This is a genomic window from Pantoea eucrina, assembly GCF_002095385.1.
In the GTDB taxonomy this organism is placed as follows: Bacteria; Pseudomonadota; Gammaproteobacteria; order Enterobacterales; family Enterobacteriaceae; genus Pantoea; species Pantoea eucrina.
In genome coordinates, this window is sequence record NZ_MIPP01000062.1 from 1 (window position 1) to 16,274 (window position 16,274).

Below are 16,274 nucleotides of genomic sequence, written 5' to 3' on the forward strand. Positions count from 1 at the left end.
TGCAGCTGCAGCTGTGCCCACGCCGGCAGCAGACCGATCCCCGCCTGCAGCATGGTGCGCATTGCCGGTCGCGCCTGCCAGCCGGGTGCCGGCGCATTCATCAGCAGCGCCATCACCTCCTGCGTGCGCGCATCAAAACAGAGTTCCGGGCGTATCGCCTCCAGATAGTGCTCAACGTCGGTGACGCTGCATGGCACCTGCTCTGCGCCCAGCGCAATCGCCACCTGCGCCGCCTCCTGATAGTAGCGATCCTGCTCAGCCCGGCTGAGCGCGGGGTTCTTATAGCGCAGATGGGCCGCCAGAAAACGGCTGGTTTCCGCCACGTGCACCCAGGTCAGCAGATGCGGATCGCTGGCCGCGTAAGGATTACCGTTGCTGTCCGTGCCGCTGACCTGCAGATGGATGCGCTTCACCCGCTCAATCAGCGTCCGGGCATCGGCACTGTTGCCAAAGGTCGTTACGGCGATGAACTGGCTGGTGCGGCGCAGCCGGCCGAGCATATCCTGACGGAAGCTGGAGTGATCCCAGACCCCGGCCAGCGCCGCCGGATGCAGCATCTGCAGCATCAGGGCGCTGATACCGCCGCAGAGCATCGCCGGAAAATCACCGTGGATGCGCCAGATAGTGGAGTCGGGGCCAAACAGGCCGGGATCGCCAGGCGGCTGCGAGAGGTCAAACTCGTTGAGTGCCAGCCCGTTAAGGCGAAAGATCTGCTGTTCAATACGATTGCGAAGCGTCATGGTGGCGTGGTGTCGGATAAAAAGGCGTCAGGGATAGCGCTCCCGGCCTGGCGACCGGGAGACGCGGTTATCCGTTAAAGATAGTCGAACTGCGCATCCTGAGTGCGTACAGAATCCAGGCCAATCATAACGTTAAATTTGCCGGGTTCCGCCACGTGCTGCATCTGCTGGTTCCAGAATTTCAGCGCGTCAGCATCAATCGTAAAGCGCACGGTTTGTGACTCACCGGCTTTCAGCATAATGCGCCGGAAGTCGCGCAGCTCCTGAACCGGACGGCTGATACTCGCCACCGGATCGTTGAGATACATCTGTACCACCGTTGCCCCGTCGCGTTTACCGCTGTTGGTCACCGTTACGCTCGCTTCAATGCTGCCGCTGCGCGGCATCGTGCGGGCGGAGAGCGTCACCGGTGAAACGGTAAAGCGGGTATAGCTCAGGCCGTAACCAAACGGATAGAGCGGGCCGTTGATGGTGTCGTAGTAGTGAGAAGTATATTTATTCGGCTTTTCCGGATTATAAGGTCGCCCGGTTGGCAGATGATTGTAGTAAAGCGGGATCTGCCCCACTGAGCGCGGGAACGTGACCGGCAGCTTGCCGGAAGGGTTGTAATCGCCAAACAGCACGTCCGCGATAGCATTGCCGCCTTCGGTGCCGCTGAACCAGGTTTCCAGCATCGCATCCGCCATGCGGTCTTCATTCACCAGCGTCAGCGGCCGGCCATTCATCAGCACAATCACCAGCGGCTTGCCAGTGGCTTTCAGGGCCGCCAGTAATTTCTGCTGGCTGGCCGGGATCGCCAGTTCGCTGCGGCTGGACGCTTCATGCGCCATGCCCTGCGCTTCACCCACCGCAGCGACGACCACATCCGCCTTCTCTGCCTGGGCTACCGCCTCATCAATCATCTGCTGCGGGGTGCGTGTATCGACGCTCACTGCCTGCTCGTAAAGATTGAGGAAGCCCTGAATACCTTTGTTGTCAGAAACGTTAGCCCCTTTGGCGTAGAGCAGCGTGCCTTTGTCCGCCATGGCATTGCGCATCCCCTGCAGCAGCGTCACCGACTGCTTTGCCACACCCGCGGCTGACCAGCTGCCCATGATATCGCGCTGGCTGTCCGCCAGCGGCCCCACCAGCGCAACGGTCGCGTCACGCTTCAGCGGCAGCGTCTCGTGCCAGTTCTTGAGCAGCACCATGCTCTTGCGCGCCACGTCGCGCGCTTCAGCACGGTGCAGACGGCTCTCAGCGTTAGTATCCTGCGGATCGCTGCTCTGCGGTCCGAGGTGGCTGTACGGATCGTTAAACAGCCCCATGTCATATTTCACGTTGAGCACGTGACGGGCGGCATCATCAATTTCACGCATACTCACCGCCCCGCTTTTCACCAGCGCCGGCAAATATTTGCTGTAGTACTCATCGCTCATGCTCATGTCGATGCCTGACTTGAGCGCAATGCGCACCGCATCCTGCGGATCGCTCGCCACACCATGTTTGATCAGCTCTTTAATCGCACCGTGATCGCTGATGGTAATACCTTTAAATTTCCACTGGTCGCGCAGCAGATCTTTCAGCAGCCAGCCATCGGCGGTGGCCGGGGTACCGTTCAGCGAATTCAGCGCCACCATCACGCCACCGCTGCCGGCATCGAGCGAGGCTTTATAAGGCGGCAGATAGTCCTGTGCCAGCCGCTGCGGACTCATATCCACGGTGTTGTAGTCACGCCCGCCTTCCACTGCGCCGTAGGCGGCAAAATGTTTCACGCTGGTCATCACGGCGTAACGATCGGCCGGGCTTTTGCCCTGCATCGCTCTGACCATGGCGCTGCCCATCTGCGACGTAAGATAAGTATCTTCGCCAAAGCCTTCTGAGCCACGCCCCCAGCGCGGTTCGCGGCTGACATCCACCATCGGTGCCCAGGTCATATTCAGACCATCATCCGCGGCCTCATAAGCAGAAATACGTCCCACTTCACCAATCGCATCGCGATCCCAGCTGGCCGCGAGGCCCAGCGGAATCGGAAAAATAGTGCGCTGCCCGTGCACCACATCGTAGGCAAAAAAGAGCGGGATTTTCAGGCGGCTGAGCTGTATCACCTGATCCTGCATGGCGCGAATATCCTGGCGGGTGACGGTATTAAAAATCGCCCCAACCTGCCCCTGCTGGATCATGTCGCGAATCGCCTCTTTCGGCGTGTCGGGTCCGACGCTGATCAGCCGCATCTGGCCGATTTTCTCATCCAGCGTCATTTTGCTGAGCAGCTGGCTGACATACGCGTCGCGCGCCTGCTCCGTCAGGGGATGTGTTTCACGCAGCGTATCGGCAAACGCCGGCTGCAAAGCCAGGGAGACCGCGAGGCTAACAGAGTAAATCCATTTCATCAGGTTGGGTTCTCTTAAGTAACTGCGCACAATGAAGATTACCGGGACAGTGTGCCACAAGATGAGGATAGCAGGTAGCCGCCTTTGTCACACGGCGACCAGAGCCGCGCCGCGTGCTACAGTAGAAACGCCACGTTAACGACAAGGACAGGCTCATGAATTCTCACCTTTCTCACCCTGCACTGGTTGCCGACCTGCGCCGTCTGGTTGGTGCCTCTCATCTGCTGACTGACGCGGAGCAGACCGCGCGCTACCGGACCGGCTTTCGCTCCGGCGCGGGCGATGCGCTGGCGGTGGTCTTTCCGGGGTCGCTGCTTGAACTCTGGCGGGTCCTGCAGGCGCTGGTCAGCGCGGACGCCATTATCCTGATGCAGGCGGCAAATACCGGCCTGACGGAGGGTTCCACCCCCAGCGGCAACGATTACGATCGTCCGGTGGTGATCGTCAGCACCCTGCGTCTCGACCGGCTGCAGCTGATTGATGGCGGCAAACAGATCCTCGCGTTTCCCGGCAGCACGCTTTATCAGCTGGAAAAAACGCTCAAACCGCTCGGGCGCGAGCCGCATTCGGTCATTGGCTCCTCCTGTATCGGTGCGTCGGTGCTGGGCGGGATCTGTAACAACTCCGGCGGCTCGCTGATCAAACGCGGACCGGCCTACAGTGAGATGGCGCTGTTTGCGCAGGTGGACGCCAGCGGTAAACTCAAGCTGGTTAACCATCTGGGAATCGATCTGGGCCACTCGCCGGAAGAGATCCTCGGGCGGCTGGATGATGAGCGCTGGCAGCAGAGCGACGTGCGCTGGGATGAGCGCCACGCCTCGGACCATGAATACGCCGGGCGGGTACGTGACATTCACGCCGATACGCCGGCGCGCTTTAACGCTGACGCCCGCCGGCTGTTTGAAGCCTCCGGCTGCGCCGGTAAGCTTGCGGTGTTTGCCGTGCGTCTGGATACCTTTCCGACTGAGCCACAGCAGCAGGTATTTTATATCGGCACCAACGACCCCGCCGTGCTGGGTGAGATCCGCCGTCATATCCTGGCAGAGTTCACCCATCTGCCGGTGGCGGGTGAATATATGCACCGCGATATCTTCGATATTGCCGAAGTGTACGGCAAAGATACTTTCGTGATGATCGACAAGCTCGGCACCGATAAGATGCCGCTCTTCTTCACCCTCAAGGGCCGGGTTGATGCCTGGCTGAACAAGCTCAGCTTTGTGAAGCCGCACTTCACCGACCGTCTGCTGCAGCGTATCAGTCGCCTGTTCCCGGCCCATCTGCCGAAACGTCTTAAGCAGTACCGCGATAAGTATGAGCACCACCTGATGCTGAAGATGTCCGGCGAAGGCGTTGCCGAAGCGCAGGCGTATCTGCAGGACTATTTCCGTGAGGGTGGCGGCGAGTTTTTCGCCTGCGACAGCAAAGAGGGATCGCATGCCTTTTTGCATCGGTTTGCCGCCGCCGGTGCCGCCGTGCGCTATCACGCGGTGCATGCGGATGAAGTGGAGGATATTCTGGCGCTGGATATCGCCCTGCGCCGCAACGATGAAGCCTGGTTTGAACAGCTGCCGCCGGAGTTTGATAACGATCTGATCCACCGGCTCTACTATGGCCACTTCTTCTGCCACGTGTTCCATCAGGATTACATTGTGAAAAAAGGCGTGGATGTGCACGCGCTGAAAGAGAGGATGCTGGCGCTGCTCAGCGCGCGCGGGGCAGAGTATCCGGCGGAACATAACGTCGGCCATCTCTACAAAGCGAAACCGCAGCTGCAGGCGTTTTATCGTGAACTGGACCCGACCAATACCTTCAATCCCGGCATCGGTAAAACCAGCAAGCAGAAAGGCTGGGCAGTCAAAGCCTGAGACCGGTCGTCATGTGCAGGGTGGTCCGATAACCACCCTGCCATTGACTCAGGATTGCGGCGCATCCTGCTCCTGCGTAGCCGCCGCCAGAGCGCGGCGCTCGATGATCATGGTCTGCGGCGCCGACAGCACAATGCCCTCTTTACGCAGCCGCGTCAGAATATCGAACAGCAGATCGCTTTTCGCACCCGAAATCTGGCGCTGGCTGGCGACGTTGCCGGTTACGCTCAGCACTATGCCCGACGGGGTAAGATCTTTAAACGATACCGAAGGTTCAGGCGTCTCCAGAATGCGCTCATTCTCGTTATAGACCTCCAGCAGCAGCTCGCGCACCCGCACCGGATTGATATCGAGCGGGAACGTCAGCTGAATGGTCACCACCCCCTGCGCATTGCCCATAGTGGCATTACGTACGTTTTGTGAAATCAGCTGCGAATTAGGCACGATCACCGTTGACTTGTCGCCCAGCTGAATCTCCGTGGCGCGAACGTTAATCCGCCGGATATCGCCCTCAATGCCGCTGATGCTGACCAGGTCGCCCACCTTGACCGGCCGTTCGGTGAGCAGGATCAGACCGGAAATAAAGTTTTTAACGATCTCCTGCAGACCAAAACCGATACCCACCGATAGCGCGCTGACAATCCACGCCAGCTTGTTCCACTGCAGCCCCATGATGGAGAGCGTCAGCAGGATAATCAGCACGTAGCCGATATTGCTGAACAGCGTCACCAGCGAGACGCGCATGCCGATATCCATAGTGGTTTTCGGCAGAAAATCGTTATCCAGCCAGCGGCGCACTGAGCGCAATATCCAAATGCCCGCTACCAGGCAAATAAGGGCATTTACCATATGTGCCGGTACGATATTCAGCGACTCCAGCCCTTTGCCACCCCAGAACTCAATCACTTTCTGAATAAGCTCTACCGGCGTGGAGGAGGCGAACGTGCCGGTCATCAGCGCCAGCGCCACAATCCCCATCAGCAGCGCTTTACCCAGCGCGCTGAGCAGCGTGGCGGCCTGCTGCAGATAGCGCTCATCGATATTGAGCGAACTCTGCAGGCGGCGCCCGGCGGCGCTGCTGGTGGAAAACAGGCTTTCACAGCCGTCGGTAATGACGTGGCTTAAAAAATAGAAGGAGCCAAACAGGATCCCGCACCACACCACCTCATAGCTCAGAAAGCGCGCCAGCGTCACATAGCCGATCGTCAGTGAAATCAGAATCGCAACGGCAGTCAGCGTGAGCGCCAGCTGAACCAGCCCGACCACCGTCGGACGCGCCTCCGGCGGATTGCCGAGCCGCGCCATCCGGCGGCGCACGCGGTTGGTACGCATACTGATAGCGAGCCCGGTGCTGCCAATCAGCAGCGCGGTCAGGCCATTAGCAAAAATCGTCGTGCTGAGACTGGTACCTACCGTGTAGTTAAACGCTTCTGCGGTCTGAAAGATAAACACCAGCGCAGCGGTAATCGGCGGGAACGGCTTCAGCGCCAGCGCAACCTCATTAGAGATGGCCGGCAGACGCCAGCTGGGACGACGGGTCGAGAGAAACGCCCGTCCCAGACCGGCAATCAGCCCGCAGTAGACGCTCAGCTGCACCAGGCGGGTAACAAAATCCTGTACGTCGCCGGAGACTTCATCCCGGCGGGTAAACGCCAGCGCGCTGAAGTTAAAGGTCAGCACCACTGCAGCCAGCGTGGTCAGCGCGATGGCAGCCGCGAGGAAGCTGCGCCGCAGCCGCCCTTCCGGCAGCTTGTTAATACTCACCCAGGCGAGAAACTCTTCGCTGTAGCGCCGTCCCAGCGTCATCACCAGCATCGCCGCCACCAGCCAGCCGATGGTACCGACGCGCCAGTCCGGCTCCCACGACAGTGCCGCCGACGCCTTCAGCTCCGTAATAAAGTCACTGATTTTTTCGCCGTCGAGATCCTGACGGCTCACCAGCGGCGCCCAGAAGCGCGGGCCAAAAATACTGCCAGAATTGAGCGCCAGCTGATTTTTCAGCTGATCGCGGCGCAGGTTCACAATCTGCGAAGAGAGCACCAGCGCACCGTTTTTAATGCCTTCTGCCTGCTTGATCTGATCGTCCAGCTTGCCTTTCTGGTTTTCCAGCGAGCGGCGCTTGCGCGTCACCTCCGGCGTCTCTTTAACGCCGCTGTCCGCTTTGGGCGCGGGACCCAGTACCGCCAGCTGCGCATCAAGCTGCTGGCGCTGCGGGACTAACGCCTGTCCCAGCGTCTCTGCATTGCCCGACAGCTCCAGCGCCATCTCATTAAGCTGGTTGAGCTGGTTTTCGCTGGTTTCTCCCGATACCTGTCCTTTGATCTTATCAAGAATTTTTTGCATTTTTGGCAGCTCAACCGCCGGATTCGCCTGCGGCGGCGCTTCTTCTTCCTGTGCCGGCTGCTGTTGCGTCACATCGGGCGCGTCATCCGCCTGGCTCAGCGCGGGCACGCACAGCATGAGCAGTAACAGCGGAACAGTGAAAAAACGAAACTTAATCATAGAACGACATTCCAGCGAAAAAGCCAGTTAAACGAGTGTGGCGGCCAGTACAGGAGGTCGCCGCCGGGATGAAAACAGGTGTGATAAGGCTAAATCAGGGTACTGATGATACGCCAGTTTGCAAGTGGTGCGCCCCTCCTGCTGGCGGGCGCACCCTCGCCGTTACTCCACTACCGTATTGCTGGTGGTGAGGCCCGCTTTCTGTTTTTTATATGCCAGCGCTGCCGCCGGAACCGGGGCCGCTTTACCGGTTTCCAGCCAATCGCGCAGGCGATTAGCATCGGCAAAGTGGGTATATTTACCAAACGCATCCAGTACCACCAGTGCCACCGGGCGGTTGTTGATCACGGTACGCATCACCAGGCAGTGGCCCGCCTCATCGGTATAGCCTGTTTTCGTCAGCTGGATCCGCCAGCCCTCTTTGTAAACCAGGTGATTGGTGTTGCGGAACGGCAGTGCGTAGTTCGGGTGCTGAAACACCGCCGTCTGCTCTTTTGTGGTACTGAGCTGGCCCAGCAGCGGATACTGACGCGTCGCTTTCAGCAACTTAACCAGATCGCTGGCGCTGGAGACGTTCTGCGTGGAGAGACCGGTGGGTTCCACATAGCGCGTATGCGTCATACCCAGCGCGCGCGCTTTGGCATTCATGGCGCGGATAAAGGCGTTATAGCCGCCCGGATAGTGGTGCGCCAGGCTGGCCGCCGCGCGGTTTTCAGACGACATCAGCGCCAGCAGCAGCATCGAGCGGCGGCTGATTTCGCTGTTGAGTTTGACGCGCGAAAACACGCCGCGCATCTCGCGCGTCTGGCTGATATCTACCGAAAGCATCTCATCCATCGGCAGCTTTGCATCCAGCACAACCATCGCCGTCATCACTTTGGTAATGGAGGCGATAGGCCGCACGCGGTCAGGATGGCTGGAGAACAGCACCTTGCCGGTATCGAGATCAACAATCATTGCGCTGCCGGAGGCGATTTGCGGCTGGGCCAGCGGTGCCAGACCCGACAGCGCGGCCGGTGCAGCCAGTACAGGTGTTACCGCCGCCGGGGCCGTCATAAACAGCGCCAGCGACAGCAGAGAAACAGGTAATTTAACAGACATCGTGTCAGTGAGATCCGATCAGGAGTTTTGCGCTGTGAAAGCTCCACAGGCCGCCCGCATCAGGCCTGTCAGGGTGCGGGCTGGCAGCGGCATAATACGCGCAAATGCGGCAAATTTCTTAGTGAGATTGTTTCCGGGCGTTAAAAAGGCCGCAGTTATGTGCGGCCTCAGAAAAAAGCAGGGAAATCAGAACAGCCTTGGTCCATAGCCCCACAGCACAACCGTCAGCGCCAGCAGCACTTCAAATACCAGTACCCCTATCGCCAGCGTTGAACCGGAGAAGCGCATGCTCTCTTCGCGGTCGATATTCAAAAACACCGGGATGCCGACATAGAGCAGGTAGCCGGTGTAGACCAGCGCCACGGCACCCGCCAGTACGCAGAGCCATACCAGCGGATAAAGTGCGACCAGACCGCTGAGAAACAGCGGCGTGGCGACATAGCCGGCGAACACGGTACAGCGCTGAATACCGGGACGCTGCGGATAGTCGCGCGCCATCCAGTGAATGACCCGCCCCATTACCGCGACGCCACCCAGAATTAACAGATAAAAGAGAATACCCAGACCGAGGCCAGTGAGCAGATTGAGCTGAATAAAGCGATTGTCGCCCAGATTCCAGCCAAATTGTGTCGTGCCGATAAAGGCGCAGATAACCGGTATCGCTGCCATCAGCAGCACGTGATGCGTGTAATGATGTGAAACGCTTTCGTTTTCCTGCTTGATATGGCGCATTTCCTGATTCGGATGCGCCAGAAGACCCCAGACATGATTCATAAAATCACTCCTCTGATGCAGTGGGCCGCCCCTTTAGCATTCAGCCAGACTCCGACAGGCAGCGTCTCTTCAAGTATAACCAGCGCGCCTGTTTTTGCGGCCCGCTGCACAAAAAAAGCCGCCTGCAGCTACACTGCTCAGGTGTCTGTTCTGTCCAGGGAGAAAAAATTGCATCTCGATATCAATGGATTAATCACCCAGTATGGCTATCTGGCCCTGATGATTGGCTGTATTGCCGAAGGGGAAACCTTTACCTTGCTGGGCGGCGTGGCGGCGCATGAGGGGCTGCTGCACTACGGCGGCGTGGTGCTGGCGGCGATGGCAGGCGGCATCATTGGTGACCAGCTGCTGTTCTGGCTTGGCCGCCGCTACGGTACGCGCATTTTGCGCCGCTTCAGTAAACATCAGGCGACGATTGGCAAAGCTAACCGTCTGATCCAGAAGCGTCCCAGCCTGTTTGTTATCGGCGTGCGCTTTATGTACGGTTTTCGCCTGATTGGGCCGATTATCATCGGCACCAGCCGTCTGAAGCCGCTGCGCTTTTTTGTGCTTAATGTTATCGGTGCTGCGCTCTGGGCGCTGATTTTTGTCACGCTGGGCTATTTTGCCGGCGAAATCATTGCGCCCTGGCTGCATAAGCTCGATCAGCATCTTAAACATTTGGTCTGGCTGGCGGCGGCTATCGTCACCGGTATTGTCTTACGCTATCTGATCCGCCGCTGGAACCACCGCCGCGCCGGTTAACTGTGGTAGCCTTTGAACTGCGGATTCGCCAGAGTGAATCCGCCATCACACGCTCTGCTCGCTGTTAACGATTTTTCAGTACAGAAGTTATCCATCCGTGCCACGGCGCTGCCCGGCCAGCCGTTTCGTCTATAGTTAACAGTCAGATAAGGTACCGGAGGCGGGATGAGCAAAATTAAACGCAGAATTGATGACCACGGCGTAATCGGCGATTTGCGCACCTGCGCCCTGATCGCAAACGACGGCACTATCGACTATCTCTGCTGGCCAGAGCTGGACAGCCCTTCTGTCTTTGCGGCGCTGCTCGACAGCGAAGAGGCGGGCCGTTTTACCCTTGCGCCTGACTGGCCACAGGCGCGTCGCCAGCAGCTCTACCTGCCTGATACCAATATTCTGCAGACCCGCTGGCTGGCCGATGAGGGGGTGGCGGAGATCACCGACTATATGCCGATCTGCGACGAGAGCAGCAAAGTCCCGCGGCTGGTACGTCGGGTAAAAATGGTGCGCGGCACCGCCACTTTTCAGCTGGTCTGCGCGCCGCGTCACGATTACGCCCGGGCTGAGACGCGCGCTGAAATGCGTGAAAGCGGCGTGGCCTTTCTGGCGGAGGGGCAGCCCGCGCTGCGCCTGAGCGCTACGCTGCCGCTGCGCTGCGAAAATCAGGCGGCGGTAGCGGAATTTACGCTGCAGAGTGGCGAACACGCGGAGTTTGTCTTTGGCAACGATGACGATCCGCACGTTGAAACCATCTCAACGGCGCGCTGCTTTCAGGATACGCTCGATTACTGGCTGCGCTGGAGTAATCACAGCTCCTATCAGGGGCGCTGGCGTGAAATGGTGACGCGTTCAGCGCTGACGCTGAAGCTGCTTACCTCACATGAACATGGTTCGATCGCCGCCGCCGCCACCTTTGGCCTGCCGGAGGAGCTGGGCGGCGAGCGCAACTGGGACTACCGCGCCTCCTGGATCCGCGACGCCTCGTTCAGTATGTATGCGCTGATGCGCCTTGGCTATGTAGAAGAGGCGCACAATTTTACCCGCTGGGTCGGCCGTTGCGTTGAGCACAGTCATGACGACACGCCGCATCTGCAGGTGATGTATCGTCTCGATAGCGGCACTGAACTGCATGAAAGCGAACTGCTGAACCTCTCTGGCTACGCCGATTCACGGCCGGTTCGTATCGGTAATGACGCGTGGCGTCAGACGCAGCTTGATATTTATGGCGAGCTGATGGACGCCATCTATCTGGCCAACAAATATGGCGACGCCATCTCCCACCGCGGCTGGCTGCACGTCTCCAGCATGATTGATTACGTCTGCGACAACTGGAACCAGCCGGACGCCGGCATCTGGGAGATGCGCGGTGAGCCGGAGCATTTTCTCCACTCGCGCCTGATGTGCTGGGTGGCGCTGGATCGCGCGCTGCGGCTGGGCATGAAGCGTTCACTGCCGATGCCTTACGATCGCTGGGACCGGGTGCGCAGCGAGATCCGCGACGATATCTGGCAGAACTTCTGGAACGCCGACCTGGGGCATTTCACTGCGACGCGCGGCGGCACCGCTCTGGATGCCTCAATGCTGCTGATGCCGCTGGTGCGCTTTGTCAGCTCCACCGACCCCGACTGGCTGGCCACGCTGGATGCCATCAAGGCTAACCTGGTCAGCGATGGTCTGGTACGGCGCTATAATATCAGCGAAACACCGGCTGACGGACTGGCCGGCGGCGAAGGCTCTTTTGTCGCCTGCTCTTTCTGGTACGTAGAGTGCCTGGCGCGCGCGGCCGGGTGCAGGAGGCGCATTTTGAGTTTGAGAAGCTGCTAAGCTATGCCAACCCGCTGGGTTTGTATGCCGAAGAGTTTACCGAGCGCGGCTATGCCCTGGGCAACGTTCCGCAGGCGCTGAGCCACCTGGCGCTGATCAGTGCCGCCTTTTTTCTTAACCGGAAACTCAGCGGTGAAGTGACGCTCTGGCAGCCCTGACTATTCACAATTTGGGTCATTGCGCCAACAGATTTATCTGTTAAGAAGGACTTTTTGCGTAAAGTATCTTCAGGCAGTAAAAATCATCATTCCCATCGCCGCAGCAATGCACATATAATGCGCAGCGGGTCACACCGACCACGATGGGTTCGATACACTGACAAGCCTGAAACACGGCCATAACGACTTGTAAAAACATGAAAAAAAGCATTCGCGCGTTCGCTTCACTAGCTCTTGCCCTGGCCGCTTTCAGCCAGTCAGCCTTTGCTGTCGTCTATCCGCTTCCTGCAGCGAATAGCCGCCTGATTGGCGAAAATATTGAAATCACCGTGCCGGAAGAGAGTAAACTTCCGCTGGAAGCTTTTGCGGCTCAGTACCAGATGGGCCTCAGCAATATGCTGGAAGCGAATCCCGGCGTTGACGTTTATCTGCCTAAAGCGGGCAGCAAAATGGTGATCCCACAGCAGCTGATCCTGCCTGACGCACCGCGTGAAGGCATCGTGATCAACAGCGCTGAGATGCGTCTCTACTACTACCCGAAAGGCACAAAGACCGTGGTCGTGCTGCCTATCGGTATCGGTGAGCTGGGTAAAGATACTCCGGTAAACTGGACCACCAAAGTAGAGCGTAAAAAAGCGGGTCCGACCTGGACGCCAACCAAGGCGATGCACGCTGAATATGCGGCACGCGGCGAAAGCATCCCGGCGGTCTTCCCGGCTGGCCCGGATAACCCGATGGGGCTGCACGCGCTCTATATCGGCCGCCTGTATGCCATTCACGGTACCAACGCCAACTTCGGTATCGGCCTGCGCGTCAGCCACGGCTGCGTCCGCCTGCGTGCTGACGATATCAAATGGCTGTTTGATAACGTGCCGGTCGGCACCCGCGTTCAGTTTATCGATCAGCCGGTTAAAGCGACCGTGGAGCCGGATGGTTCACGCTGGATTGAGGTGCACAACCCGCTCTCCACCACGGAAGAGCAGTTCAACTCACGTGAGCTGGTTCCGATCAATCTGACTTCAGCCGTAACGAAAGTGGTTGCTGACGCCAGTACCCGTCAGGATGCGGTCAACAACGCCATCCAGGCTCGCAGCGGCATGCCGACCAAAATCAACGGCCAGGCTGACGATGCGCAGCCGGCAGCGATTGCCGTGCAGGAATCGGCTGATGCGATGCCAAAAGAGGAACCGATGACGCCGCAGGGCGCAACGGCCGTCGCACCGCCAGCCGATCAGCCTGCTGCGCAGCCGCAGGCCGACGCGCAGCCGGCACCGGTCGATCAGGCGCAGCCAGCGACCAGCAACAGCCTCTGATATCGTTCAGACGCCGTCAGAAAAGCCAGCCTCCGGGCTGGCTTTTTTATTGCCATCATCATTCTGTCACACTGCAGGCGTATCACACTGCCAGTAGCGGATGCCGTGGGTGCATCCGATTGTCAATGGGGTGTGTCATGGCTGAAACCAGTTTACCGGCGGCGCGCGGACGTCCCGATCTGCAGCGCGGCAGCGGTCCGCTCTCCCGCATACTGTTTCTGCTGCTGCTGGCCGCAGGGCTGATTTTTACCGGGGTTAACCTGTTTAATGATGTGGCGGAAACCGGCGCGGCGATCACCACCTATACGCCCTTTGTGCTGCTGACGCTGGCGTTACTGATTGCGCTGGGATTTGAATTTGTGAATGGCTTTCACGACACCGCCAATGCCGTAGCCACGGTGATCTACACCCATTCTCTGACGCCCGGCGTGGCGGTGGTCTGGTCCGGCATCTGCAACTTTCTTGGTGTGCTGCTCTCCAGCGGCGTGGTGGCGTTTGGCATTATTTCGCTGCTGCCGGTCGAGCTTATTCTGCAGGCGGGCAGCGGACACGGCTTTGCGATGGTCTATGCGCTGCTCTTCTCTGCCATTATCTGGAATCTGGGAACCTGGTATTTTGGTCTGCCCAGCTCCTCGTCCCATACGCTGATTGGCTCCATCATCGGCGTCGGCGTAGCGAATGCGCTGCTGCATGGCCGCAGCGGCACCAGCGGCGTTGACTGGGATCAGGCGCTGAAAGTGGGTTACGCCCTGCTGCTCTCGCCGGTTATCGGTTTTGTCTGCGCGGCTCTGCTGCTGCTGGCGCTGAAAGCGCTGGTGCGTAATCGTCAGCTCTATCAGGCGCCCGACAGCGCCCGCCCGCCGCCGGTCTGGATCCGCGGGCTGCTGATCCTGACCTGCACCGGCGTCTCTTTTGCACACGGCTCTAATGATGGTCAGAAAGGCATGGGGCTTATCATGCTGATTCTGGTCGGCACGATGCCCATTGCCTATGCGCTGAACCGGTCGCTGCCGCCGGAGCAGATCCCACGCGTCGCCGCGCTGGCGCAGGTCACGGAGCAGCAGCTGCTGACGCTGCAGCCGGCACCCGGGGCGATGCCGGCACCGCGTACGGTACTGACTGAGTTTGTCCGCAGCCGTCAGCCCCGGCCTCAGGTGCTGCCGGCGCTGGGCCTGCTGCTGGGTGATATCAGCGATCAGATCCGGCGCTACGGCTCGGTGAATAATATTCCGGCACAGGCGGTGACCAATACCCGTAACGATATGTACCTGGCTTCGGAGAGTATCCGGCATCTGCAGAGCAGCAGCGTAACGCTGCCTGAAGAGACCGCCCGCAATCTCAGCGCCGTGAAGCGCGAGCTGGACAGCGCCACGCGCTTTATTCCGCTTTGGGTAAAAGTGGTGGTGGCGCTGGCGCTGGGTCTGGGCACGCTGGTGGGCTGGCGACGTATCGTCATTACGGTAGGCGAGCGCATCGGCAAATCGCATCTCAGCTATGCCCAGGGTGCCAGCGCCGAACTGGTTGCGATGGCGACTATCGGCGCAGCTGATGCGTTTGGCCTGCCGGTCTCCACCACGCACGTGCTCTCATCGGGCGTGGCGGGAACCATGGCCGCAAACCGTTCCGGCCTGCAGCTTGCCACGCTGCGCAACCTGGCGATGGCCTGGATCCTGACGCTGCCGGTCTCCGTGCTGCTGGCGGGCGTGCTTTATGCGCTATTTGCCCGGATATGAGCGCCGGTAAAGCAAAAAAAGCCAGCACGGAGGCTGGCTTTTAGCATGGAAAGCGCATAACGCTTAGCGCACCAGGCGCGCCGCATAGCGCTCAATTGCGGCAGCGATATCGGCAGATACCCGCAGCGTCCGCACTTCGCTGAAGAGAACGTTCGCTTCGGCGTAGGCTTTACGCAGATAGCCCAGCCACTGTTTGATGCGCGCAACGTGATAGTTGCCGGTATCTCCCTGCTTCTCCAGCTGGGTATACTTCAGCAGCAGCGCCACTACGTCCGGCCAGGCCATCGGCGCCTCGTTATGCTTCACTACGCGCCCGAGGTTAGGCACATTCAGCGCACCGCGGCCCAGCATCACCGCATCGCAGCCGGTGATACGCATACACTCCTGCGCATCTTCCCAGCTCCAGATCTCACCGTTGGCGATAACCGGGATCGACAGCCGCTGACGAATTTCGCCAATCGCCTGCCAGTTAATGCATTCAGCCCGGTAGCCATCCTCTTTGGTGCGGCCGTGTACCACCAGCTCGCTGGCTCCCGCCTGCTGTACCGCATCGGCAATTTCAAAGCGGCGATCGCTGCCATCCCAGCCGAGCCGTACTTTAACCGTGACCGGCAGGTGATCCGGCACGGCGGCACGCATCGCCTGCGCGGCGCGGTAAATCAGCTCCGGATCTTTCAGCAGCGTGGCACCGCCACCGCTGCCGTTAACCAGCTTTGACGGACAGCCGCAGTTAAGATCGACGCCCCACGAGCCGAGTTCAGCTGCGCGGGCGGCGTTTTCTGCCAGCCAGGCGGGGTGCTGTCCCAGCAGCTGCAGCCGCACCCGCGTACCGGATGGCGTGCGGCTCTGGTGGCGCAGCTCCGGACAGAGGCGATAGAACGACTTTACCGGCAGCAGCTGATCGACCACGCGCAGAAACTCAGTCACGCAGAGATCGTAATCATTGACGCCGGAGAGCAGTTCACGCACCAGTGAATCCAGTACGCCCTCCATCGGAGCCAGTAACACCCGCATCGCGTTATGCGTTCCCGTTGCCTTTGGCAGCCGGACGACGTGAACGTGCCGGTTTGCCCGCGTGACCTGCCGCCGGACCGTTACCGCCCTGACGACGCGGCGCGCGCGACTCACTCTGCGGACGTGCCGCACCGTTG

Annotated in this window: 10 protein-coding genes and 1 pseudogene; 5 read left to right on the forward strand and 6 right to left on the reverse strand. The window is 59.6% G+C overall.

Going from position 1 to position 16,274, the window contains the following annotated elements:
- Together HA43_RS17580 and bglX are read right to left on the reverse strand one after the other, a co-directional pair.
- A partial coding sequence (locus HA43_RS17580; protein ID WP_128083828.1) for an oxygenase MpaB family protein occupies positions 1–740 on the reverse strand: 740 nt, incomplete at its 3' end.
- Positions 741–814: 74 nt separating this feature from the next.
- The gene (gene bglX, locus HA43_RS17585; RefSeq protein WP_094112240.1) at positions 815–3,112 is read right to left on the reverse strand and encodes a beta-glucosidase BglX; all 2,298 of its coding nucleotides are present in this window, start codon (positions 3,110–3,112) and stop codon (positions 815–817) included.
- Positions 3,113–3,267: 155 nt separating this feature from the next.
- Between bglX and dld the strand changes: the two genes are divergently transcribed.
- Positions 3,268–4,977, forward strand: a complete 1,710-nt coding sequence (gene dld / locus HA43_RS17590; protein WP_094112241.1) for a D-lactate dehydrogenase — start codon at positions 3,268–3,270, stop codon at positions 4,975–4,977.
- 48 nt (positions 4,978–5,025) lie between these two features.
- Here the strand turns inward: dld and HA43_RS17595 are convergent, their stop codons facing one another.
- From HA43_RS17595 to HA43_RS17605, 3 genes are all read right to left on the reverse strand, one after another.
- Complete coding sequence (locus HA43_RS17595) at positions 5,026–7,479, reverse strand: DUF3772 domain-containing protein (protein ID WP_094112242.1); 2,454 nt, start codon at positions 7,477–7,479, stop codon at positions 5,026–5,028.
- Positions 7,480–7,641: 162 nt separating this feature from the next.
- Complete coding sequence (gene pbpG / locus HA43_RS17600) at positions 7,642–8,580, reverse strand: D-alanyl-D-alanine endopeptidase (RefSeq protein WP_094112243.1); 939 nt, start codon at positions 8,578–8,580, stop codon at positions 7,642–7,644.
- Between the two features lie 186 nt (positions 8,581–8,766).
- Entirely contained in the window at positions 8,767–9,354 is a 588-nt protein-coding gene (locus HA43_RS17605; protein ID WP_039383350.1) for a Yip1 family protein, read from the reverse strand.
- Between the two features lie 168 nt (positions 9,355–9,522).
- Between HA43_RS17605 and HA43_RS17610 the strand changes: the two genes are divergently transcribed.
- The 4 genes and pseudogenes from HA43_RS17610 to HA43_RS17625 all read left to right on the forward strand — a co-directional run bounded on the left by HA43_RS17610 (position 9,523) and on the right by HA43_RS17625 (position 15,123).
- Positions 9,523–10,098, forward strand: a complete 576-nt coding sequence (locus HA43_RS17610; protein ID WP_094112246.1) for a DedA family protein — start codon at positions 9,523–9,525, stop codon at positions 10,096–10,098.
- Between the two features lie 165 nt (positions 10,099–10,263).
- Positions 10,264–12,077, forward strand: a pseudogene (locus tag HA43_RS17615) (glycoside hydrolase family 15 protein).
- Between the two features lie 197 nt (positions 12,078–12,274).
- On the forward strand, positions 12,275–13,390 hold the full coding sequence (locus HA43_RS17620; protein WP_094112244.1) for a L,D-transpeptidase family protein: 1,116 nt from the start codon (positions 12,275–12,277) through the stop codon (positions 13,388–13,390).
- 137 nt (positions 13,391–13,527) lie between these two features.
- Positions 13,528–15,123 (forward strand): inorganic phosphate transporter, encoded by a 1,596-nt coding sequence (locus HA43_RS17625; RefSeq protein ID WP_094112245.1) that lies wholly within the window; start codon positions 13,528–13,530, stop codon positions 15,121–15,123.
- A 63-nt stretch (positions 15,124–15,186) separates the two neighbouring features.
- Here HA43_RS17625 and dusC read toward each other — a convergent pair whose 3' ends face one another.
- Entirely contained in the window at positions 15,187–16,137 is a 951-nt protein-coding gene (dusC, locus tag HA43_RS17630) for a tRNA dihydrouridine(16) synthase DusC (RefSeq protein ID WP_071669007.1), read from the reverse strand.
- Between the last annotated feature and the right edge of the window lie 137 nt (positions 16,138–16,274).

Coding starts and splice junctions, on each gene's coding strand:
- bglX (WP_094112240.1), bottom strand. CDS start 3,112: ATGAAATGGATTTACTCTGTTAGCCTCGCGGTCTCCCTGGCTTTGCAG.
- dld (WP_094112241.1), top strand. CDS start 3,268: ATGAATTCTCACCTTTCTCACCCTGCACTGGTTGCCGACCTGCGCCGT.
- HA43_RS17595 (WP_094112242.1), bottom strand. CDS start 7,479: ATGATTAAGTTTCGTTTTTTCACTGTTCCGCTGTTACTGCTCATGCTG.
- pbpG (WP_094112243.1), bottom strand. CDS start 8,580: ATGTCTGTTAAATTACCTGTTTCTCTGCTGTCGCTGGCGCTGTTTATG.
- HA43_RS17605 (WP_039383350.1), bottom strand. CDS start 9,354: ATGAATCATGTCTGGGGTCTTCTGGCGCATCCGAATCAGGAAATGCGC.
- HA43_RS17620 (WP_094112244.1), top strand. CDS start 12,275: ATGAAAAAAAGCATTCGCGCGTTCGCTTCACTAGCTCTTGCCCTGGCC.
- HA43_RS17625 (WP_094112245.1), top strand. CDS start 13,528: ATGGCTGAAACCAGTTTACCGGCGGCGCGCGGACGTCCCGATCTGCAG.
- dusC (WP_071669007.1), bottom strand. CDS start 16,137: ATGCGGGTGTTACTGGCTCCGATGGAGGGCGTACTGGATTCACTGGTG.